At 73.8% G+C, this 20,056-nt stretch carries 16 protein-coding genes and 1 riboswitch; of the genes, 9 read left to right on the top strand and 7 right to left on the bottom strand.

The features are described 5' to 3' along the window. The first annotated feature begins 417 nt into the window (after window positions 1-417). The 7 genes from LN042_RS14660 to LN042_RS14630 all read left to right on the top strand — a co-directional run bounded on the left by LN042_RS14660 (window position 418) and on the right by LN042_RS14630 (window position 8,777). Window positions 418-1,692, top strand: coding sequence for an ATP-grasp domain-containing protein (locus tag LN042_RS14660; protein ID WP_230051630.1), 1,275 nt, complete (start codon window positions 418-420; stop codon window positions 1,690-1,692). Next, on the top strand, window positions 1,655-2,956 hold the full coding sequence (locus tag LN042_RS14655; RefSeq protein WP_230051629.1) for an ATP-grasp domain-containing protein: 1,302 nt from the start codon (window positions 1,655-1,657) through the stop codon (window positions 2,954-2,956). The genes LN042_RS14660 and LN042_RS14655 overlap by 38 nt, the downstream gene beginning before the upstream one ends. Then, on the top strand, window positions 2,943-4,226 hold the full coding sequence (locus tag LN042_RS14650) for an MFS transporter (RefSeq protein WP_230051628.1): 1,284 nt from the start codon (window positions 2,943-2,945) through the stop codon (window positions 4,224-4,226). The genes LN042_RS14655 and LN042_RS14650 overlap by 14 nt, the downstream gene beginning before the upstream one ends. A 70-nt stretch (window positions 4,227-4,296) precedes the next feature. Further along, window positions 4,297-5,667: a dipeptidase gene (locus LN042_RS14645; protein ID WP_230051627.1), complete on the top strand. Its 1,371-nt coding sequence runs from the start codon at window positions 4,297-4,299 to the stop codon at window positions 5,665-5,667. 7 nt (window positions 5,668-5,674) lie between these two features. After that, a complete protein-coding gene (locus LN042_RS14640; protein WP_230051626.1) occupies window positions 5,675-6,664 on the top strand; it encodes a class I SAM-dependent methyltransferase in 990 nt (329 codons plus the stop codon). A 196-nt stretch (window positions 6,665-6,860) separates the two neighbouring features. Further along, window positions 6,861-7,883 (top strand): glutamine synthetase, encoded by a 1,023-nt coding sequence (gene glnII, locus LN042_RS14635; protein ID WP_230051625.1) that lies wholly within the window; start codon window positions 6,861-6,863, stop codon window positions 7,881-7,883. Window positions 7,884-8,012: 129 nt separating this feature from the next. After that, a complete protein-coding gene (locus LN042_RS14630) occupies window positions 8,013-8,777 on the top strand; it encodes an MOSC domain-containing protein (protein ID WP_230051624.1) in 765 nt (254 codons plus the stop codon). Here the strand turns inward: LN042_RS14630 and cobC are convergent. Both cobC and LN042_RS14620 read right to left on the bottom strand, forming a co-directional pair. Continuing rightward, complete coding sequence (gene cobC / locus LN042_RS14625; RefSeq protein ID WP_372495738.1) at window positions 8,770-10,221, bottom strand: Rv2231c family histidinol phosphate aminotransferase CobC; 1,452 nt, start codon at window positions 10,219-10,221, stop codon at window positions 8,770-8,772. The genes LN042_RS14630 and cobC overlap by 8 nt on opposite strands. 227 nt (window positions 10,222-10,448) lie before the next feature. Further along, window positions 10,449-10,952 carry a MarR family winged helix-turn-helix transcriptional regulator gene (locus tag LN042_RS14620; RefSeq protein ID WP_230051622.1) on the bottom strand — a complete coding sequence of 168 codons (504 nt, stop codon included), beginning with the start codon at window positions 10,950-10,952 and terminating at the stop codon, window positions 10,449-10,451. Window positions 10,953-11,003: 51 nt separating this feature from the next. On the opposite strand from LN042_RS14620, the gene LN042_RS14615 reads away from it, so the two are divergent. Then, window positions 11,004-11,738, top strand: coding sequence for an SDR family NAD(P)-dependent oxidoreductase (locus LN042_RS14615; protein ID WP_249801040.1), 735 nt, complete (start codon window positions 11,004-11,006; stop codon window positions 11,736-11,738). Window positions 11,739-11,850: 112 nt separating this feature from the next. Here the strand turns inward: LN042_RS14615 and LN042_RS14610 are convergent, their stop codons facing one another. From LN042_RS14610 to LN042_RS14590, 5 genes are all read right to left on the bottom strand, one after another. Beyond that, on the bottom strand, window positions 11,851-13,236 hold the full coding sequence (locus LN042_RS14610; RefSeq protein ID WP_230051676.1) for a cobyrinic acid a,c-diamide synthase CobB: 1,386 nt from the start codon (window positions 13,234-13,236) through the stop codon (window positions 11,851-11,853). A gap of 65 nt (window positions 13,237-13,301) precedes the next feature. Then, entirely contained in the window at window positions 13,302-13,898 is a 597-nt protein-coding gene (gene cobO, locus LN042_RS14605) for a cob(I)yrinic acid a,c-diamide adenosyltransferase (protein ID WP_230051675.1), read from the bottom strand. A gap of 5 nt (window positions 13,899-13,903) precedes the next feature. After that, window positions 13,904-15,973, bottom strand: coding sequence for a putative cobaltochelatase (locus tag LN042_RS14600; RefSeq protein WP_230051674.1), 2,070 nt, complete (start codon window positions 15,971-15,973; stop codon window positions 13,904-13,906). 35 nt (window positions 15,974-16,008) lie between these two features. After that, window positions 16,009-17,535, bottom strand: a complete 1,527-nt coding sequence (locus LN042_RS14595) for a cobyric acid synthase (protein ID WP_230051621.1) — start codon at window positions 17,533-17,535, stop codon at window positions 16,009-16,011. Next, window positions 17,532-18,467, bottom strand: a complete 936-nt coding sequence (locus LN042_RS14590; RefSeq protein WP_230051620.1) for a cobalamin biosynthesis protein — start codon at window positions 18,465-18,467, stop codon at window positions 17,532-17,534. The genes LN042_RS14595 and LN042_RS14590 overlap by 4 nt, the downstream gene beginning before the upstream one ends. A 31-nt stretch (window positions 18,468-18,498) precedes the next feature. Further along, a riboswitch (cobalamin riboswitch) is annotated at window positions 18,499-18,629 on the bottom strand. A gap of 180 nt (window positions 18,630-18,809) precedes the next feature. Between LN042_RS14590 and LN042_RS14585 the strand changes: the two genes are divergently transcribed. Then, a complete protein-coding gene (locus tag LN042_RS14585; RefSeq protein ID WP_230051619.1) occupies window positions 18,810-19,934 on the top strand; it encodes an alpha/beta hydrolase in 1,125 nt (374 codons plus the stop codon). The last annotated feature ends 122 nt before the right edge of the window (window positions 19,935-20,056 follow it).

Raw genomic sequence — 20,056 nt, 5'->3', positions numbered from 1 at the left:
GCCGATGACGGCTATAGGACGATGGTCCCTGGGACGGGTCTGGGCCTATCGCCTCAGCGCGGTTCCCGGAGTTCCCCGGCTGCCACCGGCCGTCCCGCCGGGCCGGCCGCCCCTCGGATCGGCACCGCCTCCCCGGCGATCCGCCGCACCGCCGCACACCAACCGACCGGGGCACGGTCACCGGGCTCGGCCCCGGCACCGCCCGGCCGGCCCGTCCGCGCGACCGCCGGACCCGTCGAACGCTCCCGGCCCCGCGCCGCCCGGCGGCACGCCGCTGGCAGGAAATCGAGGTTATCGGTCGGCATTGTCACTGTCGGATCAAGTGCCCGGTTGCACAGACTGGCTGCCGGAGAGAGCCGATCCGGTGTTCGGAACGGGGCTCGGGGCCGGTGTTCCCGTGCGGCGCTTGGAGGAAGAATGCAGCGCTACGTTGTCATTGTCGACGGTTACCACCTGCAGGACGGCGAGGACCGGGCGTTCGCCAGCGCTTTCCGGGCCAGGGGGATCCTGCCGGTCACCGTGATGAGCACGCCGGCGCCGCTGGAGAAATTCATCAAGAAGTCCAGCTGGCACCCGGACGACTTCGAGGCGGTGCATTTCCACGACGGCGACCTCGGCAAGCTGGTGGACATCGTCCGGGGCTACGACCCGATCGGCATCGTCGCCGGGAACGAAAGAGGAGTGGAACTCGCCGCGGAACTCGTCGAGATCCTGATGCCCGAGTCGGGGAACGTGAAGGGGAGCGCCCCGGCCCAGCGGGACAAGGGCGAGATGATCCGGGCGCTGGAACGCGCCGGAGTGCCGGCTCCCAAGACGCTCTCGACGGACGACCCGGCGGTGGTGGCCCGGTGGATCGAGGACAGCGGACTGTCCGGCAAGCGGCTGATCGTCAAACCCCCCGCCAGCGCCGGAACGGACAACGTGCACCTGGTGGAGGCCGGCGGGGACTGGCGGGGGTACTTCGACGCCATACTCGGCCAGGTCAACGGATTCAGTCTGCGCAATGACACGGTCATCGTGCAGGAGTTCCTGGAGGGGCCCGAGTACATCGTGGACCTCTACTCCGTGGACGGGCAGCACGGGCTGGTCGACACCTGCATCTACGCCAAGCACGACCGGGGCCCGCGCATCGGGATATACGACGTGGCCGACTTCCTGCCGCCGGACCACCCGGACGTGGCCGTGCTCGCGGAGTACACCAAACGCGCCGCGGACGCCGTCGGCATCCGCAACGGGTCCACGCACGCCGAGGTGATCATGACCGCCGAGGGCCCGCGCCTGGTCGAACTGGCCGCCCGCTACTCGGGCAGCTGCATGATGATCTCCGGCAGGCTGGCGACCGGCGACAACCAGATCCACCGCACCGTGCGCCACCTGCTGGACAACGAGTTCACCCCGGGCTTCGAACTGGTCCAGCAGGTGCGGACGTTGTGGCTGTGTGCGGACTTCGAGGGCCCGGTGCGAAGGATGGACATCCTGCAGGCGATCCAGGACCTGCCGACGGTCTACCGGATGTCCATCCCGCCTGACGGGAGAAGCGTGCCGATGACCAACGACGTCACCACGAGCCTTGGTTGGGTCATCCAGGGCGCAGCTGACTGGGCGGCGATCGAGGCGGACTCGGCCCGGATTCGGGAACTGGAGAGGATCTGGAATGCAACCAACATCGACAGCCGCCCCCGCTCGGTCTGAGGCCGCCATCCCCCACCTGCTGCTGGTCTGCCCGCGTTCCGACGTCCTGGCCAAGTTCATCGGCCTCCCGATCGCGTTCACCATCGTGCACCGCCCGGGCGGCGACCGGGCGCTCGAGTCGTCCGTCGCCCTGCGCGTGGTCGACGCGGACTTCACCGACACCGCCGAACTCCTGGCGGTGGCACGCGAGATCCACGCCTGGCGGCCCCTCGACGCGGTCCTCGGGCTGACCGAGCTCTCGTTGCTGCCGGTGAGTGCGGTCGCGTCGGAGCTGGGGGTGCGCGGCAACGCCACCTCGACACTCCGGTACACGCAGGACAAGGCCGCGATGCGGCGGTTACTGGCCGAACGGGGCATCAGCACGACCGCGCACCGGGTCTGCGCCGGCATCGAGGACGCCGAGCGGTTCCTGCGCGGCTGCCCCACCGGCATGATCCTCAAGCCGGTGAACGGCAACGGCGGTACGGGCGTCTTCCTGGTCCGCGATCCGGCCGAGCTCGCCGCGGGCTGGGCGTGGAGCACGGGCTCGACCGGGGCCTGGGGCTGGTCCGCCGATGCGTCGCCGGTGGTGGTGCTGGCCGAGGAGTTCCTCACCGGCCGGGAGTTCAGCGTGGAGACGCTCAGTGCCGAGGGCAAGCACAGTGTGCTCGCGGTGACCCGCAAGCACACCTCGGGAGCACCGCACTTCGTGGAACTCGGCCATGAACTGCCGGCCGAACTGGCGGACCACGAGTACCTGGCGGTCACCGCGGCCGTGCTCGGCGCGCTGGACGCCATCGGGTACACCTGGGGCCCGGGCCACACGGAGGTGATGCTGGCCGAGGACGGCAGCACGGCCACCGTCATCGAGATCAACGCCCGTCACGGCGGCGACCAGATATGGGAGTTGGTGGAACTGGCGACCGGGGTCGACATGCTCTCCGGAGCCGTGACCACGCTGGCCTTCGGCGAGACCCCCGCGGAGCGCACGGGACCGGACCGGGGAGCGGCGATCCGCTACCTGACGGCGCAGCCGGGCCGGGTCAGCTCGGTGGCGGGACTGGCGGACGCCCTCGCGGTCGACGGCGTGATCCGGGCGAGTGAGCTGTGCGGGCCGGGTGACGTGGTCAAACCCCTCGGCGACTCCTGGAACCGGATCGGCTACGTCCTGGCGGCCGGGCCCGACACCCGCTCGGCGCGGCAGGCTGCGGATGCCGCGGCCGCCCGCATCACGGTCCGTACCGCGCCGGGGGAGGCAGGCGAGGTGGCCGATGACGAGGGGTAGCGGATCGCCGGGCACCGGCCGCATCGTGGAGGAGGCGTCCCGTCCGGTCGACCGGACGGAGTTCGCCGAGGGCAAGGGCCCGGCGTACGTGGTGATCCTGGGGCGGTTCATGACGAACATCGGGTTCTTCATGGTCATCCCCTTCCTCGCCATCTACCTGACCCGGAGCGACGGGTTCAGCAGCTTCCAGGCCGGCATCCTCTTCGCCGTCCTGCAGTTCACCCGGCGCGGGATCGGGGTCCTGGCGGGCTGGGCGAGCGACCGTTTCGGAGCCTCCCGGGTGCTCACCCTGGGACTCCTCATCGAGGCGGCGGCCTATCTGGCCTTTCCGGTGATCGGACGGTCCTTCTGGTTGTGGGCGATCGCGATCGCCTTGCTGGGCTCGGGCGGTTCGTTGAACAACAACGGGTCGCGCAGTCTGGTGGCGGCCAGCAAGGCCGGCGGCATCGCGGCCAACCTGAGCCGGTACTACGTCTCCATCAACGGGGCGGCGCTGATCGGGCCGCTGATCGGCACGGCGCTGGTGGCCGGCCACGTCATCTGGATCGGATTCGCCGTCGCGGCCGCCCTGCACCTGGCGTTCTCCGCCGCGACGATGGTCCTGCTGCGCGGGATGCCCGTGCCGCCCATCGGAGCGATCCGCCTCGACGCCATGGTCGTCGGCCTGCGCGACCGTCCGCTGATGCTGTACTGCGGGCTGGCCGTCGGGGGCTGGTTCCTGATCACCCAGTACCCGGTCGCGCTGCCGCTGACCATCGTGCACCAGGGGCTCTCCCCCGACCTGGCCGGCTACCTGACCTCGGCCAACGCCGTGGCGGTGATGATCACCGTCACCCTGATCGGCTCCCGGGTCGACCGGCGCGGCACGATCGGGCGCCTGGACATCCTGGCGCTCTCCGGGGTGGTGCTCGGCGGGGGCTGGCTGATCTGCGCGTTCAGCGGGCTCGGGCCCATCGTCGCCGCCGTCCTGGTGACGTCCGTCGGCGAGTCCCTGTTCTGCGGAGTGGTGGACGCCAACGTCGCCGGCCTCGCCCCACCGGGCTGCCTCGGCATGTACCTCGGGTACTCCACCATGGCGTGGGGTCTCGGCGGGATGCTGGGGGGCCTGATCGGCGGCGGGTTCGACCTGGCCGCCAACCACGGGGCACTGCCCGCGTTCTGGGTCGTCCTCGCGCTCCTCGGAGTCGGCCCGGCGATCGGCGTACGCCTCGGACGCTCCTACTTCGCCACCGAGCTCAAGCGGCGCGAGGCCGCCGGAAGGGCGGCGTGACGCCGCGTTCGGGGAACCGCCAGACAGATCGGTCACCGGCCCGGCCGAGGGCCACACACCAGGAGATCACGTGCGAGTCGAGGAAATCAGCACACGCGTCAACGGCATGATGGCCAGGGCATGGGATGATCTGGAAACCCTGGTCGCCTACCGCTCGGTGGCCGGTGGCGGGCAGTTCCCGCCCGAGGAGTGCGACAAGGCCGCCGAGGCGGTCGCGCGGATGTTCGCGTCCGAGGGGTTCGCCGACGTGCGGCTGGTGGAGACCAGCGACGGGAGCAAGGCGGTCCTGGGGCACCGGCCCGGCCCGCCGGGCTCGCCGACCGTTCTGCTCTACAGCCACTACGACGTGCAGCCGCCGCTGGACGAAGGGGCGTGGCAGACACCGCCCTGGGCGCTCACCGAACGGGACGGGCGTTGGTACGGGCGCGGGGCGGCGGACTGCAAGGGCAACATCGTCATGCAGTTGACGGCCCTCCGCGCGCTGGCTGACGACCTCCGAGTGGGGGTGAAGTTCGTGTCGGAGGGGTCCGAGGAGCAGAGCACCGGCGGACTGGCGGCGCTGGTGCGCCGGCGCCCCGACCTGTTCCAGGCCGACGCGGTCATCGTCTGCGACACCGGCAACGCCGAGATCGGCCTGCCCACGGCCACGACCGATCTGCGGGGCGCCCTGCACGTGACCATGACGGTGAGCGCGCTCTCCAGCCCGGTGCACTGCGGGACCTTCGGCGGCCCGACCCCGGATCCGCTGAACGCGCTGATCGCCATGCTCGCCCCGCTGCACTCCGCCGACGGGGACACCACGATCCCCGGCATCGAGGACACCGGGGAGTGGGGCGGCGTCGCCTACCCCGAGGAGCGGTACCGCCGCGACGCCAAGCTGCTGCCCGGGGTCGCCCTCGCCGGCACCGGCGCCATCGCCGACATGCTGTGGGCGCGGCACGCCCTGACCGTGGTCGGCATCGACTGCCCGGGGGTCGCGGTCTCGGCGCCCGCGGTCCAGGGCTCGGTGCGTGCCAGGCTCAACGTGCGGGTGCCCCACGGATCGGACGTCGACGTGGTCTGGCAGGCGCTGCGGAAGCACCTGGAGTCCAGCGCCCCGTGGAACGTCGAGGTGCGGTTCGACGAGGTCAAGCGCAGCCAGCCGTTCCGGTCCAGGACCGACGGCCCGGCGTACGCCCTGCTGGCCGCGTCCATGGAGCAGGCGTTCGGCCGGGCGATGACCACGGCAGGGCAGGGCGGCTCGATTCCGGTGTGCGTCGCCCTGCAGGAGAGCCTTCCGGACGCGGAGATCGTCCTCATCGGGGTCGAGGAACCGCGCTGCCTCATCCACGCCCCCAACGAGAGCGTGGACCCCTCGGAGATCGAACGGATGGCCCTGGCACTCGCGTTGTTCCTCGCGGGCGGTGCCGGCGGCCGGACAACCGACACGACAGGTGAGTGATCACAACATGACCGGGACGCGTTTCACCAGCGCCGAGATGGAGCGGCATCTCGGCCGCATCAGTCGCGACTTCCCCGACCTGTACCAACGGCTCGACGTCGAACGCGCCCGGCTCTGGGCCGGCGACTACGAGGCGCTCATGCCGCTCGGGGACGACTTCGGCGACGCCGGCAGCGGCGGGCGCGGCGAGTCCTACGTGCGCGCGCAGGCACGGAACATGCGGGCACGCGCCCGGGGGATCGAGCAGTTGCTCGGCTACATCCGGGCGGGCAGCGGGGCGCCGAGCAAGACGGTGGTCGACGTCCTCGGCGGTGACGGGCTGGTCCAGCGCGTCGCCTCGGCCCTGTGCCTGGCCGACGTCGAGGTCCTCACCTGCGATGCCTCCCCGTACATGGTCCGTGCCGCCTGGGAGGCGAACTTCCCGGCCCTGCTGCAGCGGGCCGACCGCCTGCTCCAGCGCGACTGCTCGGTCGAGGGGGTGCTGGTCGCGTACGGATCGCACCACATCGCGCCGCAGGACCGCCCCGAACTGGCCCGGGAGTCCCACCGCGTGCTGCGGCCCGGCGGCATCATGGTGCTGCACGACTTCCAGACCGGATCGCCCATGGACACGTGGTTCGCGGACGTGGTCGACCCGTACTCCGTCACGGGCCACAAGTTCGACCACTTCACCCGGGAGGAGATCGGGGGCTACCTGACCGACGCCGGGTTCCCGCAGGTGGACGTCGTCGACATGGCCGACCCCTACGTGGCCGTGGCGCCCACCGCGGAGCAGGCCGAGCTGGAGCTGGGCCGCTACCTGGCGGACATGTACGGCCTCGTGAAGATCCAGGAATCCCAGGGCGCCGAAGCCGACCGCTGGGTCGTCGAACGCGCCAAGTCCGTCTTCCGCTACCCGGGCGAGGCGTTCTCTGTGCACTACAGCGCGCGGGAGCAGTCCTGGACAGCGGTCCTGCCCCGGCGCGCGCTGGTGGCTTTCGGCACCAAGAGCGGCTGACGCCCCTTTCCCGCCGACCCGGAACGCAGGTCAGGACCGCCCCTGACCTGCGTTCATCGACGCCTCCGCTCGCACTGCGTGAGGCGGCGAACGCGGACGGTTGGTTCACATGCCGGTTACATAAGAGGAACACCCGGGAAACGGCGGCTTGCGACATTACCGGAGCACCCACCACCGAGGCACGCGAGGTAACCCCGTGGCTATCAAGGCCGAGTACATCTGGATCGACGGCACCAAGCCGACCGCCAAGCTCCGCTCCAAGACTCGGGTTCTGAAGTCCGCGGACACCGTTCCGACCTGGGGCTTCGACGGCTCGTCGACCAACCAGGCCGAGGGCCACGCCTCGGACCGGGTGCTGCAGCCGGTCAAGGTCTACCCGGACCCGATCCGCGGCGGCGAGCACATCCTGGTGCTCTGCGAGGTCATGGAGACGGACGGCACCCCCCACCCGTCGAACACCCGCGCCCTGCTGCGCCCGATCGCCGAGCAGTTCGCCGCCCAGGAGTCGATCTTCGGCATCGAGCAGGAGTACACCTTCTTCAAGGGCTCCCGCCCGCTCGGCTTCCCCGAGGGCGGCTTCCCGGCCCCGCAGGGCGGCTACTACTGCGGCGTCGGCGCCGAGGAGGTCTTCGGCCGCGAGATCGTCGAGCTGCACCTGGACCGCTGCATCGCCGCCGGCCTGGCCATCTGCGGCATCAACGCCGAGGTCATGCCCGGCCAGTGGGAGTTCCAGATCGGCCCGGTCGGCCCGCTGGAGGTCTCCGACGACCTGTGGGTCGCTCGCTACCTGCTCTACCGCACCGCCGAGGAGTTCGGCATCGACGCCACCCTGGACGCCAAGCCGGCCCGTGGCGACTGGAACGGCGCGGGTGCCCACACCAACTTCTCCACCAAGGCGATGCGCGAGGGCTACGACGCGATCATCACCGCCTGCGAGTCGCTCGGCGAGTCGCAGGAGAAGGTCATGGAGCACGTCAACCAGTACGGTGACGACATCCAGTCCCGCCTGACCGGCAAGCACGAGACCGCCCCGTGGAACGTCTACTCCTACGGCGTCTCGGACCGCGGCGCCTCGGTCCGCATCCCGTGGCAGGTCGAGGTGGAGAAGAAGGGCTACATCGAGGACCGTCGCCCGAACGCCAACGTCGACCCATACGTGGTGACCCGCCTGCTGGTCAACACCTGCTGCTCGGCGCTGGAGAAGGCCGGCCAGGTCTGATCCGCCCCCGCTGACGAACGACGGCCGCCCTTCCGGGGGCGGCCGTTCCGCGTTCGGCCGGTGCGGGCCGGGCCCCACCGAGGCAGCCGGGGCGGTCCGAACCCGCCGCGCTGCCCCTAGACTTCGGGCATGATCGTCGGGGTGGTGCGGGAACTGTGGCGGTATCCGGTGAAGTCGATGCCGGGGGAGCGGTTGCGGACGGCGGAGGTGACCGAGCGCGGGGTGGCGGGGGACCGGCGGTTCGCGCTGGTCGACGTGGCCACCGGCAGGGTGGCCAGCGCCAAGCAGCCCCGGCTCTGGCGTGAGCTGCTCACCGAGCGGGCGGCGCGGGCGCTGCGCCCGGCGGTGGTGGGCGGCGTCGCCACCGAGCTCTCCGCGCTGCTCGGCCGGGAGGTGCTGCTCACCGACACCCCGCCGCAGGACGCCACCATCGACCGGGCCCGCCCCGAGGAGGTGCTGGCCGCCGGGCCGCTGGCCGAAGTCGCCCATGACGTCAGCCGACTGCGCGCCGGCACCTTCTTCGACTTCGCCCCGCTCCATCTGGTCAGCACCGCCACCCTGGACCGGGTCGGCACCGTCGCCACCCGCTACCGCCCCAACCTGGTGATCGAGACGCCCGGTGAGCCGGGCTTCGTCGAAAACGCCTGGCTCGGAAAGAAGTTGGCGGTGGGGCAGGTCGAGGTGGAGATCATCGCCGCGACCCCGCGCTGCGCCGTCCCGACGCTCCGGCACGGACACCTCGATCCCTGCCCGGACGCACTGCGGATCCCGGCCCGCCACAACCGCCTCGTGCCGCTTCCGGGCATGGCCGAGTTCCCCTGCGCGGGCGTCTACGCGCAGGTGTCGACCGCCGGTCGGATCCGGGCCGGCGACCAGGTGCGCCTGGTCAGTTGATGCACCGGGCCAGCGCCGTGACGAACCCGTCGGTGGTGGCCGGGTCGCGCACCGCCAGTCGCAGCCAGTCGGGGCCGAGGCCGGGGAAGGTGTCGCCGCGCCGAACCGCGTAGCCGGCCGCACGCAGCCGCTCGCGGACCTCGGCGGCACCGGGCAGTTCGACCAGCAGGAACGACGCGGCCGGGACGCCGTGCACCCGCAGCCGGGGGATCCGGCCCAACTGAGCCAGCAGATGGTCACGGTGCTCGGCCAGCTCGGCGGCCGCCGCCTCGGCCTCGGCCAACGCCCGTTCACCGCTGCACAGTTCAGCGGCCCGCAGGGCGGGAGTGGAGACCGGCCAGAGCGGCTGGGCGGCCGCCAGCTCGGCGACCAGTCCGGCCGGGCCGAGTACGTAGCCGATCCGCAGGCCGGCCAGCCCCCAGGTCTTGGTGAGGCTGCGCAGCACCACCACCCGGCCCGGGAGACCACGCAGCTCGGCGAGCGACTCGGTCTCCCCGGGCACGGTGTCCATGAAGGCCTCGTCCACCACCAACGTCCGCCCGGGGCGAGCGAGTTCGGCGATGGCGTCCGCCGGGTGGAGCACCGAGGTGGGGTTGGTCGGGTTGCCGATCACCACCAGATCGGCTGCTTCGGGCACCGCGCCCGGGGAAAGCCGGAACCCGTCCTCGGCCCGCAGCAGCACCCGGTGCACCGCCACCCCGGCGTCCCGCAGCGCCGCCTCCGGTTCGGTGAACTGCGGGTGCACCACCACGGCGTGCCGGGGCCGGAGGGTGCGGGCCAGCAGCACGAAGGCCTCCGCCGCACCCGAGGTGAGCAGCACCTCCGACTCGGGGCGGCGGTGCCGGGCCGCCACAGCCGCCCGGGCCGCGCTCTGCTCCGGGTAGGCGGCGAGCCGGCCCATGGTGTCGGCCAGGGCCGTACGCAGCCACTGCGGCGGGGTGCCGGTGCGCACATTGACGGCCAGGTCCACCAGGCCGGCCTCCCGCACCTCGGCGTCCCCGTGGTGGCGCAGATCGTGCCCGGGCACCTGGAGCGTCGCCACCGCCACCGTCGACCGGGCCGACTTCCGCTTGGCGACCAGCAGTTCGCCGCCACCGTGCAGCGCCGCCGCCTCGGCCACGCTCGCGGTGCCGCTGGCCGCCAGCACCGCCGCGGACGGATTGGGCACCGCCACCGCGGCCAGCTCGGCAGCCGGATGCCCGACCAGCGGCACGCCCAACCGCTGCGCGGCGCCCAGCAGTCCGGGTTCGGTGGCACGGGCCTCCACGGTGGCGAGCAGTCGCACCGCGTCCACCGGCAGCGCCGCCTCGGCCAGCGCCTCGGTGATCAGGGCGAGCACCTCCGACGCCGCCACCCCGGCGCTCGCGCCGACCCCCACCACCACGCCGACCGCGTTGTCGCTGCTCACCCGCGTTGTTCCTTCCTCCAGGCCGGGAAATCCCATCACGGTGCGAAAACGCGAGTCAATCGACGGCGGTGTGCCGTTCCTCGCTTCCGCATGGAGTCCGTGCGTCGGTGCGTCCCTGCGGGCCGTGCGTCCGTGCGTCCCTGCGGGCCGTGCGTCGGTGCGACCGTGCGGGGCCGTGCGGCTTCGAGCCACCGTGGGCCCGCGGCCTCCCGAGTGGAGGATCGGCCGTGGCGGCCTGCCGGCATCCCGGAGCCGTCCTGCCGTCAACTGGACCAACCGGCCAGGAACTTGGCCAGTAGGCGGGCGAGCTCTGCCTGCTCGCCGGCGGTCAGCGACCGGTCCACCAGCCGCTGCTCATGGTGCAGCAGATCGCCGACCGCGGCGTCCACGGCGAGTCGCCCGGCCTCGGTGAGGCGCACCGGCACCGCCCGGCTGACCGGCTCGGGCGGTAGGCGCTCGACCAGCCCGGCAGCCTCGGCGCGGTCCACCCGCTGGGTCACCGCCCCCGCGGAGATCAGCGAGCGGGCCGCCAGCTCACGGGTGGGCAGGCAGTACGGCGCGCCGGCCCGGCGCAACGTGCTGAGCAGGTCCAGGGTGGCGGCGTCCATCGCGACCAGGGCCAGGGTCCGGCGCCGGTCGTCGGTCAGCAGTTTGGCGGCCTGCCGGATCCGGGTCAGGATCCGGATCGAGCCGACGGGCAGCCCGGGCTGCTCCCGCTGCCAGGCGGTGGCGATCTGCTCGGCAAGATCTTCTTCGGATGCATTCACAGTGCTAGTGTGCCAGTGACGTTTAGGTCTAAACGAGGGGAGTGGCGCATCATGCGTCAGATCGTCGTCACGGGTGGCGGTACGGGTATCGGCAAGGCCATCGCGGCGGCCTTCGCCGCGCAGGGCGACCAGGTGGTGATCACCGGCCGCCGCAAGGACGTGCTGGACCAGGCCGTCGCAGAGCTGGGCGGCGATGTGCGGGCCGCCGCCTTCGACGCCGCCGACCCCGCCCAGGTGGAGGCGGCTCTGGCGGAGCTGCCCGAGCGGGTCGACGTGCTGGTCAACAACGCCGGCGGCAACCGCGACCGCACCAGCGCGCCCGCTCCGGAGGCCGGCCTCGCCGGCCTCGCCGCGCGCTGGCGGGCCAACCTGGACGCCAACCTCTTCACCGCCCTGCTGGTCACCGAGGCCCTGCGCGACCGGCTGAACCCAGGCGCCCGGGTGATCAACTTCAGCTCGATCGCCGCCCACCGCGGCGGCACCGGGTCGTACGGCGCCGCCAAGGCCGCCATCGAGAACTGGAACCTCACGCTGGCCCAGGAGGTCGGCCCCGAGGGCATCACGGCCAACGTCATCGCCCCCGGCTACATCAGCGACACCGAGTTCTTCGGCCCGAACGGCATCCCCGCCGAGCGCCTGGCCCGCAACGTCGCCCAGTCGCTCAACAAGCGCGCCGGCCACCCGGACGACGTGGTCGCCACCACCCTCTTCCTGGCCTCCCCGGCTGCCGGCCACCTCACCGGCCAGGTCTTCCACCTGGACGGCGGCTCGATCGCCGGACGCTGAGCAGGCGACAGGGCCACGGCTGCCATCCGGCGGCCGGGCCCCGAAGGCGGTCACCTTGCACGGGCGGTGCCGCAGACGAACCGGCTGCCACGGTCCGGGGCGTTCCGGCGGGTCACGCCCGGGGCTGGATCCGGCCCGCCGACCGCACGAGGCGCTCCGCCAGCTGCGGGGCGCCCGCCCAGTGCAGGTGCAGGTAGGAGGCGTGCACGTGCGCGGTGGTGAAGCCCTCGGTGACGGTGGTGCCGGCGGGGGAGCGCCAGGCCCAGGCGGGCGTGGCCGGGGAGGCGCCCGGGGTGCAGGCGGTGCGGTGGAACTCGTGGCCGCGCAGCCTGGTGCCGGTCGGGGCCAGCGGGCTGTCGTGCAGGGCGACGGCCTCCCGGTAGCCCAGGGTGAGCCGCTCGGTCATCCGCGCCGTGGTGTCCAGGATCCCGCACATCGGATGGCCGTCCAACTCCCGGCCCAGATAGAGGAGTCCGGCACACTCGGCGGTGATCGGCGAGCCGGCGGCGGCGAGTTCGGCGATCGAGGAGCGCAATTCTGCGTTGGCGCTGAGCTGTTCGCCGTACACCTCGGGAAATCCGCCGCCGATCACCAGCCCTGACGTACCATCAGGCAGCCGCCGGTCGTGCAGCGGGTCGAACGGCACCACCTCGGCGCCCGCGGCGGCCAGCAGTTCGGCGTTCTCGGCATAGCTGAACGAGAAGGCGGCTCCGGCTGCCAGGGCGATCCGGGGTGCGGCGGTGGTCACCCGAGTGACCTCGGCGGCTGGGTCCCAGGGGGCCGCGGTGAGCGGCGGCGCCGACCGGGCCAGCGCCAGCACCGCATCCAAGTCCACTGAGGAACGGATGAGTTCGGCCATGTCGGCGACCGCTCGCAGGGCCGCCGCCGAGCGCTCCACCACCGGCACCAGACCCAGGTGCCGACTCGGGGTGGCCACCGCGGCGGTGCGCCGCAGCGCGCCGAGCACCGGCACCCCGGCGCCCTCCTCCAGCGCCTCGCGCAGCAGTTGCTCGTGCCGGTCGGAGGCGACCCGGTTGAGGATCACCCCGGCCAGGCGCACCTGCGGGTCCCAGGTGGCGAAGCCGTGCACCAGGGCCGCCACCGAGCGGGACTGCGAGGAGCCGTCCACCACCAGCACCACCGGCGCCCGCAGCAGCTTGGCAGCCTGCGCGGTGGAGGCCAGCTCGCCGCGCCCGGAGGCGCCGTCGAACATCCCCATCACGCCCTCGATCACCGCGATGTCGGCTCCGGCCGCACCGTGCCGCAGCAGCGGCTCGATCCGCTCGGGACCGCACAGGAAGGCGTCCAGGTTGCGTCCGCGCCGGCCGGTGGCCAGCGCGTGGTAGCCCGGATCGATGTAGTCCGGACCCACCTTGTGCGGGGAGACGGCCAGGCCGCGCGCGGTGAGCGCGGCCATCAGGCCGGTGGCGACGGTGGTCTTGCCGGCCCCGGAGGAGGGGGCGGCGATGACGAGCCGGGGGAGTTGCACGTGCGTCAGGGCCTTACCACTAGAGCGATACCACTAGAGCGATTCGGGGCCGTACCGCCGGAGCGGCCGGGGACTCACCACTCGATGCCGCGCTGGCCCTTGCGGCCGGCGTCCATCGGATGCTTCACCTTGGTCATCTCGGTGACCAGATCGGCCACTTCGAGCAGCGCCTCGGGCGCGTACCGGCCGGTGATCACGACGTGCTGGTTGCCGGGGCGGTCACCCAGCACCTGGACCACCTCGGCGACGTCCACCCAGCCCCACTTCATCGGGTAGGTGAACTCGTCCAGCACGTACAGCCGGTAGCTCTCGGCGGCCAGGTCGCGCTTGACCTGCTCCCAGCCCTCCTTGGCGGCCTCCTCGCTGGACTCCAGGTCGCGCTGCACCCAGGACCAGCCCTCGCCCATCTTGTGCCAGGTGACGCTGCCGCCCTCACCGGAGGCGCCCAGCACCTTCAACGCGTTCTCCTCGCCCACCTTCCACTTGGCGGACTTGACGAACTGGAAGACCCCGATCGGCCAGCCCTGGTTCCAGGCCCGCAGCGCCATGCCGAAGGCGGCGGTGGACTTGCCCTTGCCCGGGCCGGTGTGCACGGCGGTGATCGGCTGGTTGCGACGCTGACGGGTGGTCAGGCCGTCATCGGGGACGACCTCGGGCTTGCCCTGCGGCACGGGGATCACGCTGCCTTTCGTGAGGGGGTCGGGCGGTGGGCGTGCACCAGGGCGGCCACGCCCTCGGCACGCAGTTCGTCCAGGGTGACGGAGGTGGCGTTCAACTGGCCGGCCAGGGTGCGGGCCAGGCCGAGCCGGACCGGGCCGGACTCGCAGTCCAGCACCACGGCGGCGGTGCCCCGGGCGGCCAGCAGCCCGGCGGCCCGGCCGGCCTCGGCCAGGGCGCCGCCGCCCCGCGCGCTGCCCCCGCCGGTGGCCCGGCCGTCGGTGACCACCACCAGCAGGGGGCGGCGCAGCGGGTCGCGCAGGCGCTCCAGCCGCAGCACCTCGTGGGCGCGCAGCAGGCCGGCGGCCAGCGGAGTGCGGCCGCCGGTGGGCAGCTTCTCCAGCCGGGCCGCGCCGACCTCCACCGAGGAGGTCGGCGGCAGCGCCAGCTCGGCACCGCTGCCCCGGAAGGTGATCATGCCGATCTTGTCGCGGCGCTGGTAGGCGTCCATCAGCAGCGACAGCACGGCGCCCTTGACGGCGGTCATCCGCTGCCGGGCGGCCATCGAGCCGGAGGCGTCGACCACGAAGAGCACCAGGTTGGACTCGCGGCCGCGGCGCACCTGCTCGCGGAAGTCGTCCGGGCGCAGCACCAGGGCCCGGCCGGAGCGGCCGCGGGCGTGCTGGTGCGGGGCGGCGGCGCGCAGCGTGGCGGACAGGTGCAGGCGGGTCAACTGGCCCTGGGGGCGGCGGTCGCGGATGGTGTGGCCCCCGTCGGTCTCGGCGGGGGAACGGCGGCCCTGGGCGCCGTGACCGGTGCCGGGGACCTTGAACAGGCGGGTGCGGTACGGCTCGGCGGCCGCGACCGGGGCGGACTCGCGGGCGGGGGCGCCGCCGGGCGCGGGCAGCTTGGGGGCGGCCTGCTGGAGGTCCTCGGCCGGCGCGGCCTCGGGCACCGCGCCCTCGGACGGCTCCGGAGCCCCGCCGGGGCCGCCGCCGGGACCGTCGTCCGGGCCGCCGTCGTCCGGGCCGCCGCCGTCCGGGCCGCCACCGCCGTCAGGGCCGTCGCCGTCCGAGCCACCGCCGTCCGGGCCGTCGCCGTCCGGCTCGGCGTCCGGCTCGCTGTGCTCGCTCAGCGTGCGGTCCAGCTGCTCCTCGTCCAGACCGGGCGCGTCGAACGGGTTGCGGCGGCGCCGGTGCGGCAGGGCCAGCTGCGCGGCCTTGCGGACGTCCTCCTCCTCCACCGCGCCACGGCCGGCCCAGGCTGCCAGGGCGACGGCGGTGCGGGCCATCACGATGTCCGCGCGCAGCCCGTCCACCTCGAAGGCGGCGCAGACCGCGGTGATCTGACGCAGCGCCGCATCGCCCAGCACAACGGACGGCAGCAGCTCGCGGGCCGCGCCGATCCGCTGGGCAAGCGCCTGCTCGGCGTCCCGGAAGCCGGCGGCGAACCCCTCCGGGTCCGCGTCGTAGGCCAGCCGCCGCCGCACCACCTCGGCCCGCTCCTGCGGGTCCCGGGTGGCCGCGATCTCCACGGTGAGCCCGAACCGGTCGAGCAGCTGCGGCCGCAGCTCGCCCTCCTCCGGGTTCATCGTGCCGACCAGCAGGAACCGCGCCGCGTGCCGCACCGAGACGCCCTCGCGCTCCACGTAGGAGCGCCCCATGGCGGCCGCGTCCAGCAGCAGGTCGACCACGTGGTCCTGCAGCAGGTTCACCTCGTCGATGTAGAGCACGCCGCGGTGCGCCTGGGCCAGCAGCCCCGGCTCGTAGGCCTTCACGCCCTGGGCGAGCGCCCGTTCGAGGTCCAGCGAGCCGACGATCCGGTCCTCGGTCACCCCGACCGGCAGCTCCACCAGCCGGGCCGGCCGCTCGTGGGAGCCCGCGGAGTGCGGCGCGTCCGGGCACTGCGGGTCGGGCGCCGCCGGGTCGCAGGCGAACCGGCAGCCGTCGGCCACCGCGATCGACGGCAGCAGCCCGGCCAGGGCCCGCACCATGGTCGACTTCGCGGTGCCCTTCTCGCCGCGCACCAGCACCCCGCCGACCGCCGGCGAGACCGCGTTCAGCAGCAGCGCGAGCCGCAGATCGGCCATCCCGACGATCGCCGTGAACGGGTATCGGACGTCACTCACAGGAGTTCACCTTCCACAGCACGCGCCGCCGGAGCCCCCGGCGGGACGAACGGCAGGGCGCCGTCCACCCCGCGCTCGATCAGCCGCCACAGCGCGTCGGTGTCGGCATGCTCTTCGATCAGATCGCCCAGCCGGTCCAGCCGGGCCTCGCGGGCCGCCGCGAACGAGGTGTCGGGCGCCGGTGTGAAGTCCCGCCCGGCCAGCGCCGCGACCTCGCGCAGGAAGGCCCGGCGGAACCCGTCGTTCTCCAGTGCCCCGTGCCAGGTGGTGCCCCACACGGCGCCCACCCGGCAGCCGTCCAGGAAGGCCTCCCCGCCCTCGACCCGGGCCACCCCGTGGTGGATCTCGTAGCCCTCGACCCGCTCGCCGTACGCCTCGCCGACCGGCCGTCCGAGGGTCTTCCCGGTCTGGAACTCCACCCGCACCGGCAGCAGTCCGAGCCCGTCGACCACTCCGGCCCCGGACTCCACCCGGTCGGTGATCCGCTGCCCCAGCATCTGGTAGCCGCCGCACACCCCGAGCACCGGCCGGCCGGCCGACGCCCGCTCCCGCAGCGGCTGGTCGAGGCCGCGCTCGCGCAGCCAGGCCAGGTCGGCCACCGTGGCCCGGGTGCCCGGCAGCACCACCAGGTCGGCGTCCGCCAGCTCCTCGGGGCGGGTCGCCCAGCGCACCAGCACCCCGGGCTCCTGGGCCAGCGCGTCCACGTCGGTGAAGTTGGACAGCCGCGGTAGCCGCAGCACCGCCACCCGCAGCACGTCCCGGCCGTGCGGACCGGCCACCGCGCCGCGCTCCACCGCCGTGGCCAGGTCCAGCGAGTCCTCCGCGTCCAGCCACAGGTCGGCCAGCATCGGCAGGGTGCCGAGCACCGGACGGCCGGTCAGCTCGTGCAGCATGTCCAGGCCGGGCTTCAGCAGCCGGGCGTCACCGCGGAACTTGTTGACCAGCCAGCCGGCCACCAGCCGCTGGTCCTCGGGGCCGAGCAGCGCCAGCGTCCCGAACATCGCCGCGAAGACCCCGCCGCGGTCGATGTCGCCGACCACCAGGACCGGCAGCTCGGCGGCCCGGGCCAGGCCCATGTTGGCGATGTCGCGGTCCCGCAGGTTGATCTCGGCCGGCGAGCCCGCGCCCTCGCACACCACCACGTCGAACCGGCGGCGCAGATCGGCCAGGCACTCCAGCGAACGCTCCAACAGGTACGGCTTGCGCTCCCGGTAGTCGAGTGCGCCGACCTCCGCGACCGGGCGCCCCAGCAGTACCACCTGGCTGCGCCCGTCGCCGCCGGGCTTGAGCAGCACCGGGTTCATCGCCGCCTCCGGCTCGACCCCGGCGGCCTGCGCCTGCATCACCTGGGCCCGGCCGATCTCGGCACCGTCCGCCGTGACCATCGAGTTGAGCGACATGTTCTGCGCCTTGAACGGCGCCACCTCGACGCCCTGCCGGGCCAGCCAGCGGCAGATCCCGGCGGTCACCACGCTCTTGCCGGCGTCCGAGGTGGTCCCGGCGATCAGGATCGCGTTGCTCATCGACGTCCCTTCCACAGTGCGCGCGCCACCACCGTGGCCCCCAGCGCCAACAGGCCCACCCGGCGCGACAGTCGACAGGCCCGCTCGATGTCGCCGAGCGCCACCGGGCGCTGCTCGGCCCCCAGCACGGGGCGGTGCTCGACGCGGGTGCCGTACCGCAGGGTGCCGCCGAGCCGCACGCCGAGCGCCCCCGCGAACGCCGACTCGGCCTGGCCCGCGTTGGGGCTCGGATGCGCCGAACCGTCCCGCCGCCAGACCCGCCAGGCCCGCCCGCGGTCCTCGGCGGCGGCCACCGTGAGCAGCGCGGTCAGGCGGGCGCCCGGCCAGCCCGCGACGTCGTCCAGCCGGGCCGCCGTCCAGCCGAACCGCCGGTAGCGCGGCGACTTGTGACCCACCATCGCGTCCAGGGTGTTGACCGCCCGGAACGCCAGCAGCCCCGGGGTGCCCGCCAGCGCGCCCCAGACCAGCGCGTTGACCACGGCGTCCGCGGTGTTCTCGGCCACCGACTCCACCACCGCGCGGGCGATCTGCTGCTCGTCCAGCCCGCTCGGGTCCCGCCCGCACAGGTGCGGCAGCCGCTCCCGGGCCGCCGCCAGGTCACCGTCCGCCAGCCGGCCGCCGATGGCGCGGGCCTCCCGGACCAGCGAGCTGCCGCCGAGCACCGTCCAGGTGGCCAGTGCGGCGCTGACGGTCCGGCGGGCGGGCCCGGCGCCCCGCTCCAGCAGTGCCGCCCCGGCGGCCACCGCCCCCACCGCGAGGGCGGTGTGCAGGGCGCCGGCGCCGCGGTGGTCGCGCCAGAGCGCGCGTTCCAGGGAGGTGGCGGCCCGGCCGAAGGCGGCCACCGGGTGGCCGCGCCGGGGGTCGGCGAACACGGCGTCGGCGGCGTAGCCGGCCACCGCGCCGCAGGCGTAGCCGGCGACGGCGCGCTGCATCGAAGCGTGTCCTCACTCAGGGTCCGCGCCCCGGGTCGACGTAACGGGGGCGAGAGTTCCTGGCTCCCGGGGCGGCCGAACTGCCGCGCCCCGGTGACAGTGGCGGGACCGCGCCGGATTCGCACCGGCTTCCTCTCCTATGCCTCCGTATGGCCCAGCGATCCCATCACGCCCGCTCTCCGGGCGTCAACCAGCCCGGCCCAGGGCGGTCGACCACGATCGGCGTGGTGCGGTCCGCGTCGTGCCGGGGGCCGGGCGGGTGGCTGCGCTGCGGTGGCGGGTTCGCACGTTCCGGGGTGAACTGGTGGGGTCCGCCGCCCTCGTCATCACCCGGGGAGAGCCATGCGTTGGGGAACCGTCGTCGCATCGGCCGCCACCGTCGCCATCGGGGCGGGTGTGGCCATGCTGCTGGTCGGCCGACGGGTCTCCGACCTCGCGCTGCGCCCGGAGGCGGCGGAGCACGGGCCGATCGCGGGCGAGCCGGTGCTGCGCGTGCTGCGGATGACGCCCCGCGAGGTGACCCTGACCCGGACCGCGGACAGCGGCCGGCGCGGCATCTACGCCGTGGACTGGCCCGGTGGCCACGCCGTGGTCGGCGACGTCCTGGCCACCGGTGCGCAGACGGTCGTCCGCCGCGTCGAGCGGTCCGCCGGCAGCCCGCCCGCCGACGGCACCGAGGTCGAGCTGAGCTACCGGGTGCTGCGCGGCGATCCCGGCTCGGCCTGCGGCCTGGACTACATGGACGTGGTGGTCGACGGCGAGCTGGGCGGGCTGCCCGCCTGGTACGTGCCAGGAGTGCGCGGGACCTGGGTGATCCTGGTGCACGGCCCGCTCTCCGACCGCCGGCAGGCCCTCCCGGTGCTGCCGGTGCTGCACCGGCTGCGGCTGCCGGCCCTGGTGGTCAGCTACCGGGGCGACCAGGGCGCGCCCGCCTCCCCGGACGGCCTCGGGCACTTCGGTGAGACCGAGTGGCAGGACGTGGAGGCGGCGATCCGGTTCGCCAAGGACGCCGGGGCCGGCCGGATCGTGCTGTACGGCTGGTCGGTCGGCGCGACCACGGTGCTGCAGACCGCCGCCCGCTCCGACCACCGCGATGACCTGGCCGCCCTGGTGCTGGACTCGCCGGTGCTGGAGGCGGCCGCCACGGTGCGCGAGGTGGCGGCCATGGCGGGCGCCGGGACGGTGGCCGGCCGGCTGGGCGCCTGGGCCGTCCAGGGGCGCACCGGGATCGACCTGGCGGGCCTGGCGCGGATCGCCGACGGCACCGACCTGGCGAGCCCGACCCTGCTGCTGGCCGCCTCGGAGGACGGCGTGGCGCCGTTGCGGGACGCCGAGCGGCTGGCCGAGCGCCGCAGCGACCTGGTCTCGCTGCACGCCTTTCCCGGGGCCGGTCACGCCGGGCTCTGGAACGCCGACCCCGCGCGCTACGAGGAGCTGCTGCGGCGCTTCCTCACGCCGATCCTCTGATCGCCCTGACCGCCCCGCGCCCGCGCGGGCGGCCCCCTCGCGGCCCGCGCGCGTTGGGTGACCCCTTGACCACGTTCGGTGCCAGCCAGTACTGTCGTGCACAGATCACCGGCCGCCGGAGG

Source organism: Kitasatospora humi (assembly GCF_020907985.1).
Taxonomy (GTDB): domain Bacteria; phylum Actinomycetota; class Actinomycetes; order Streptomycetales; family Streptomycetaceae; genus Kitasatospora; species Kitasatospora humi.
This window is presented reverse-complemented; position numbering and strand designations above follow the sequence as displayed.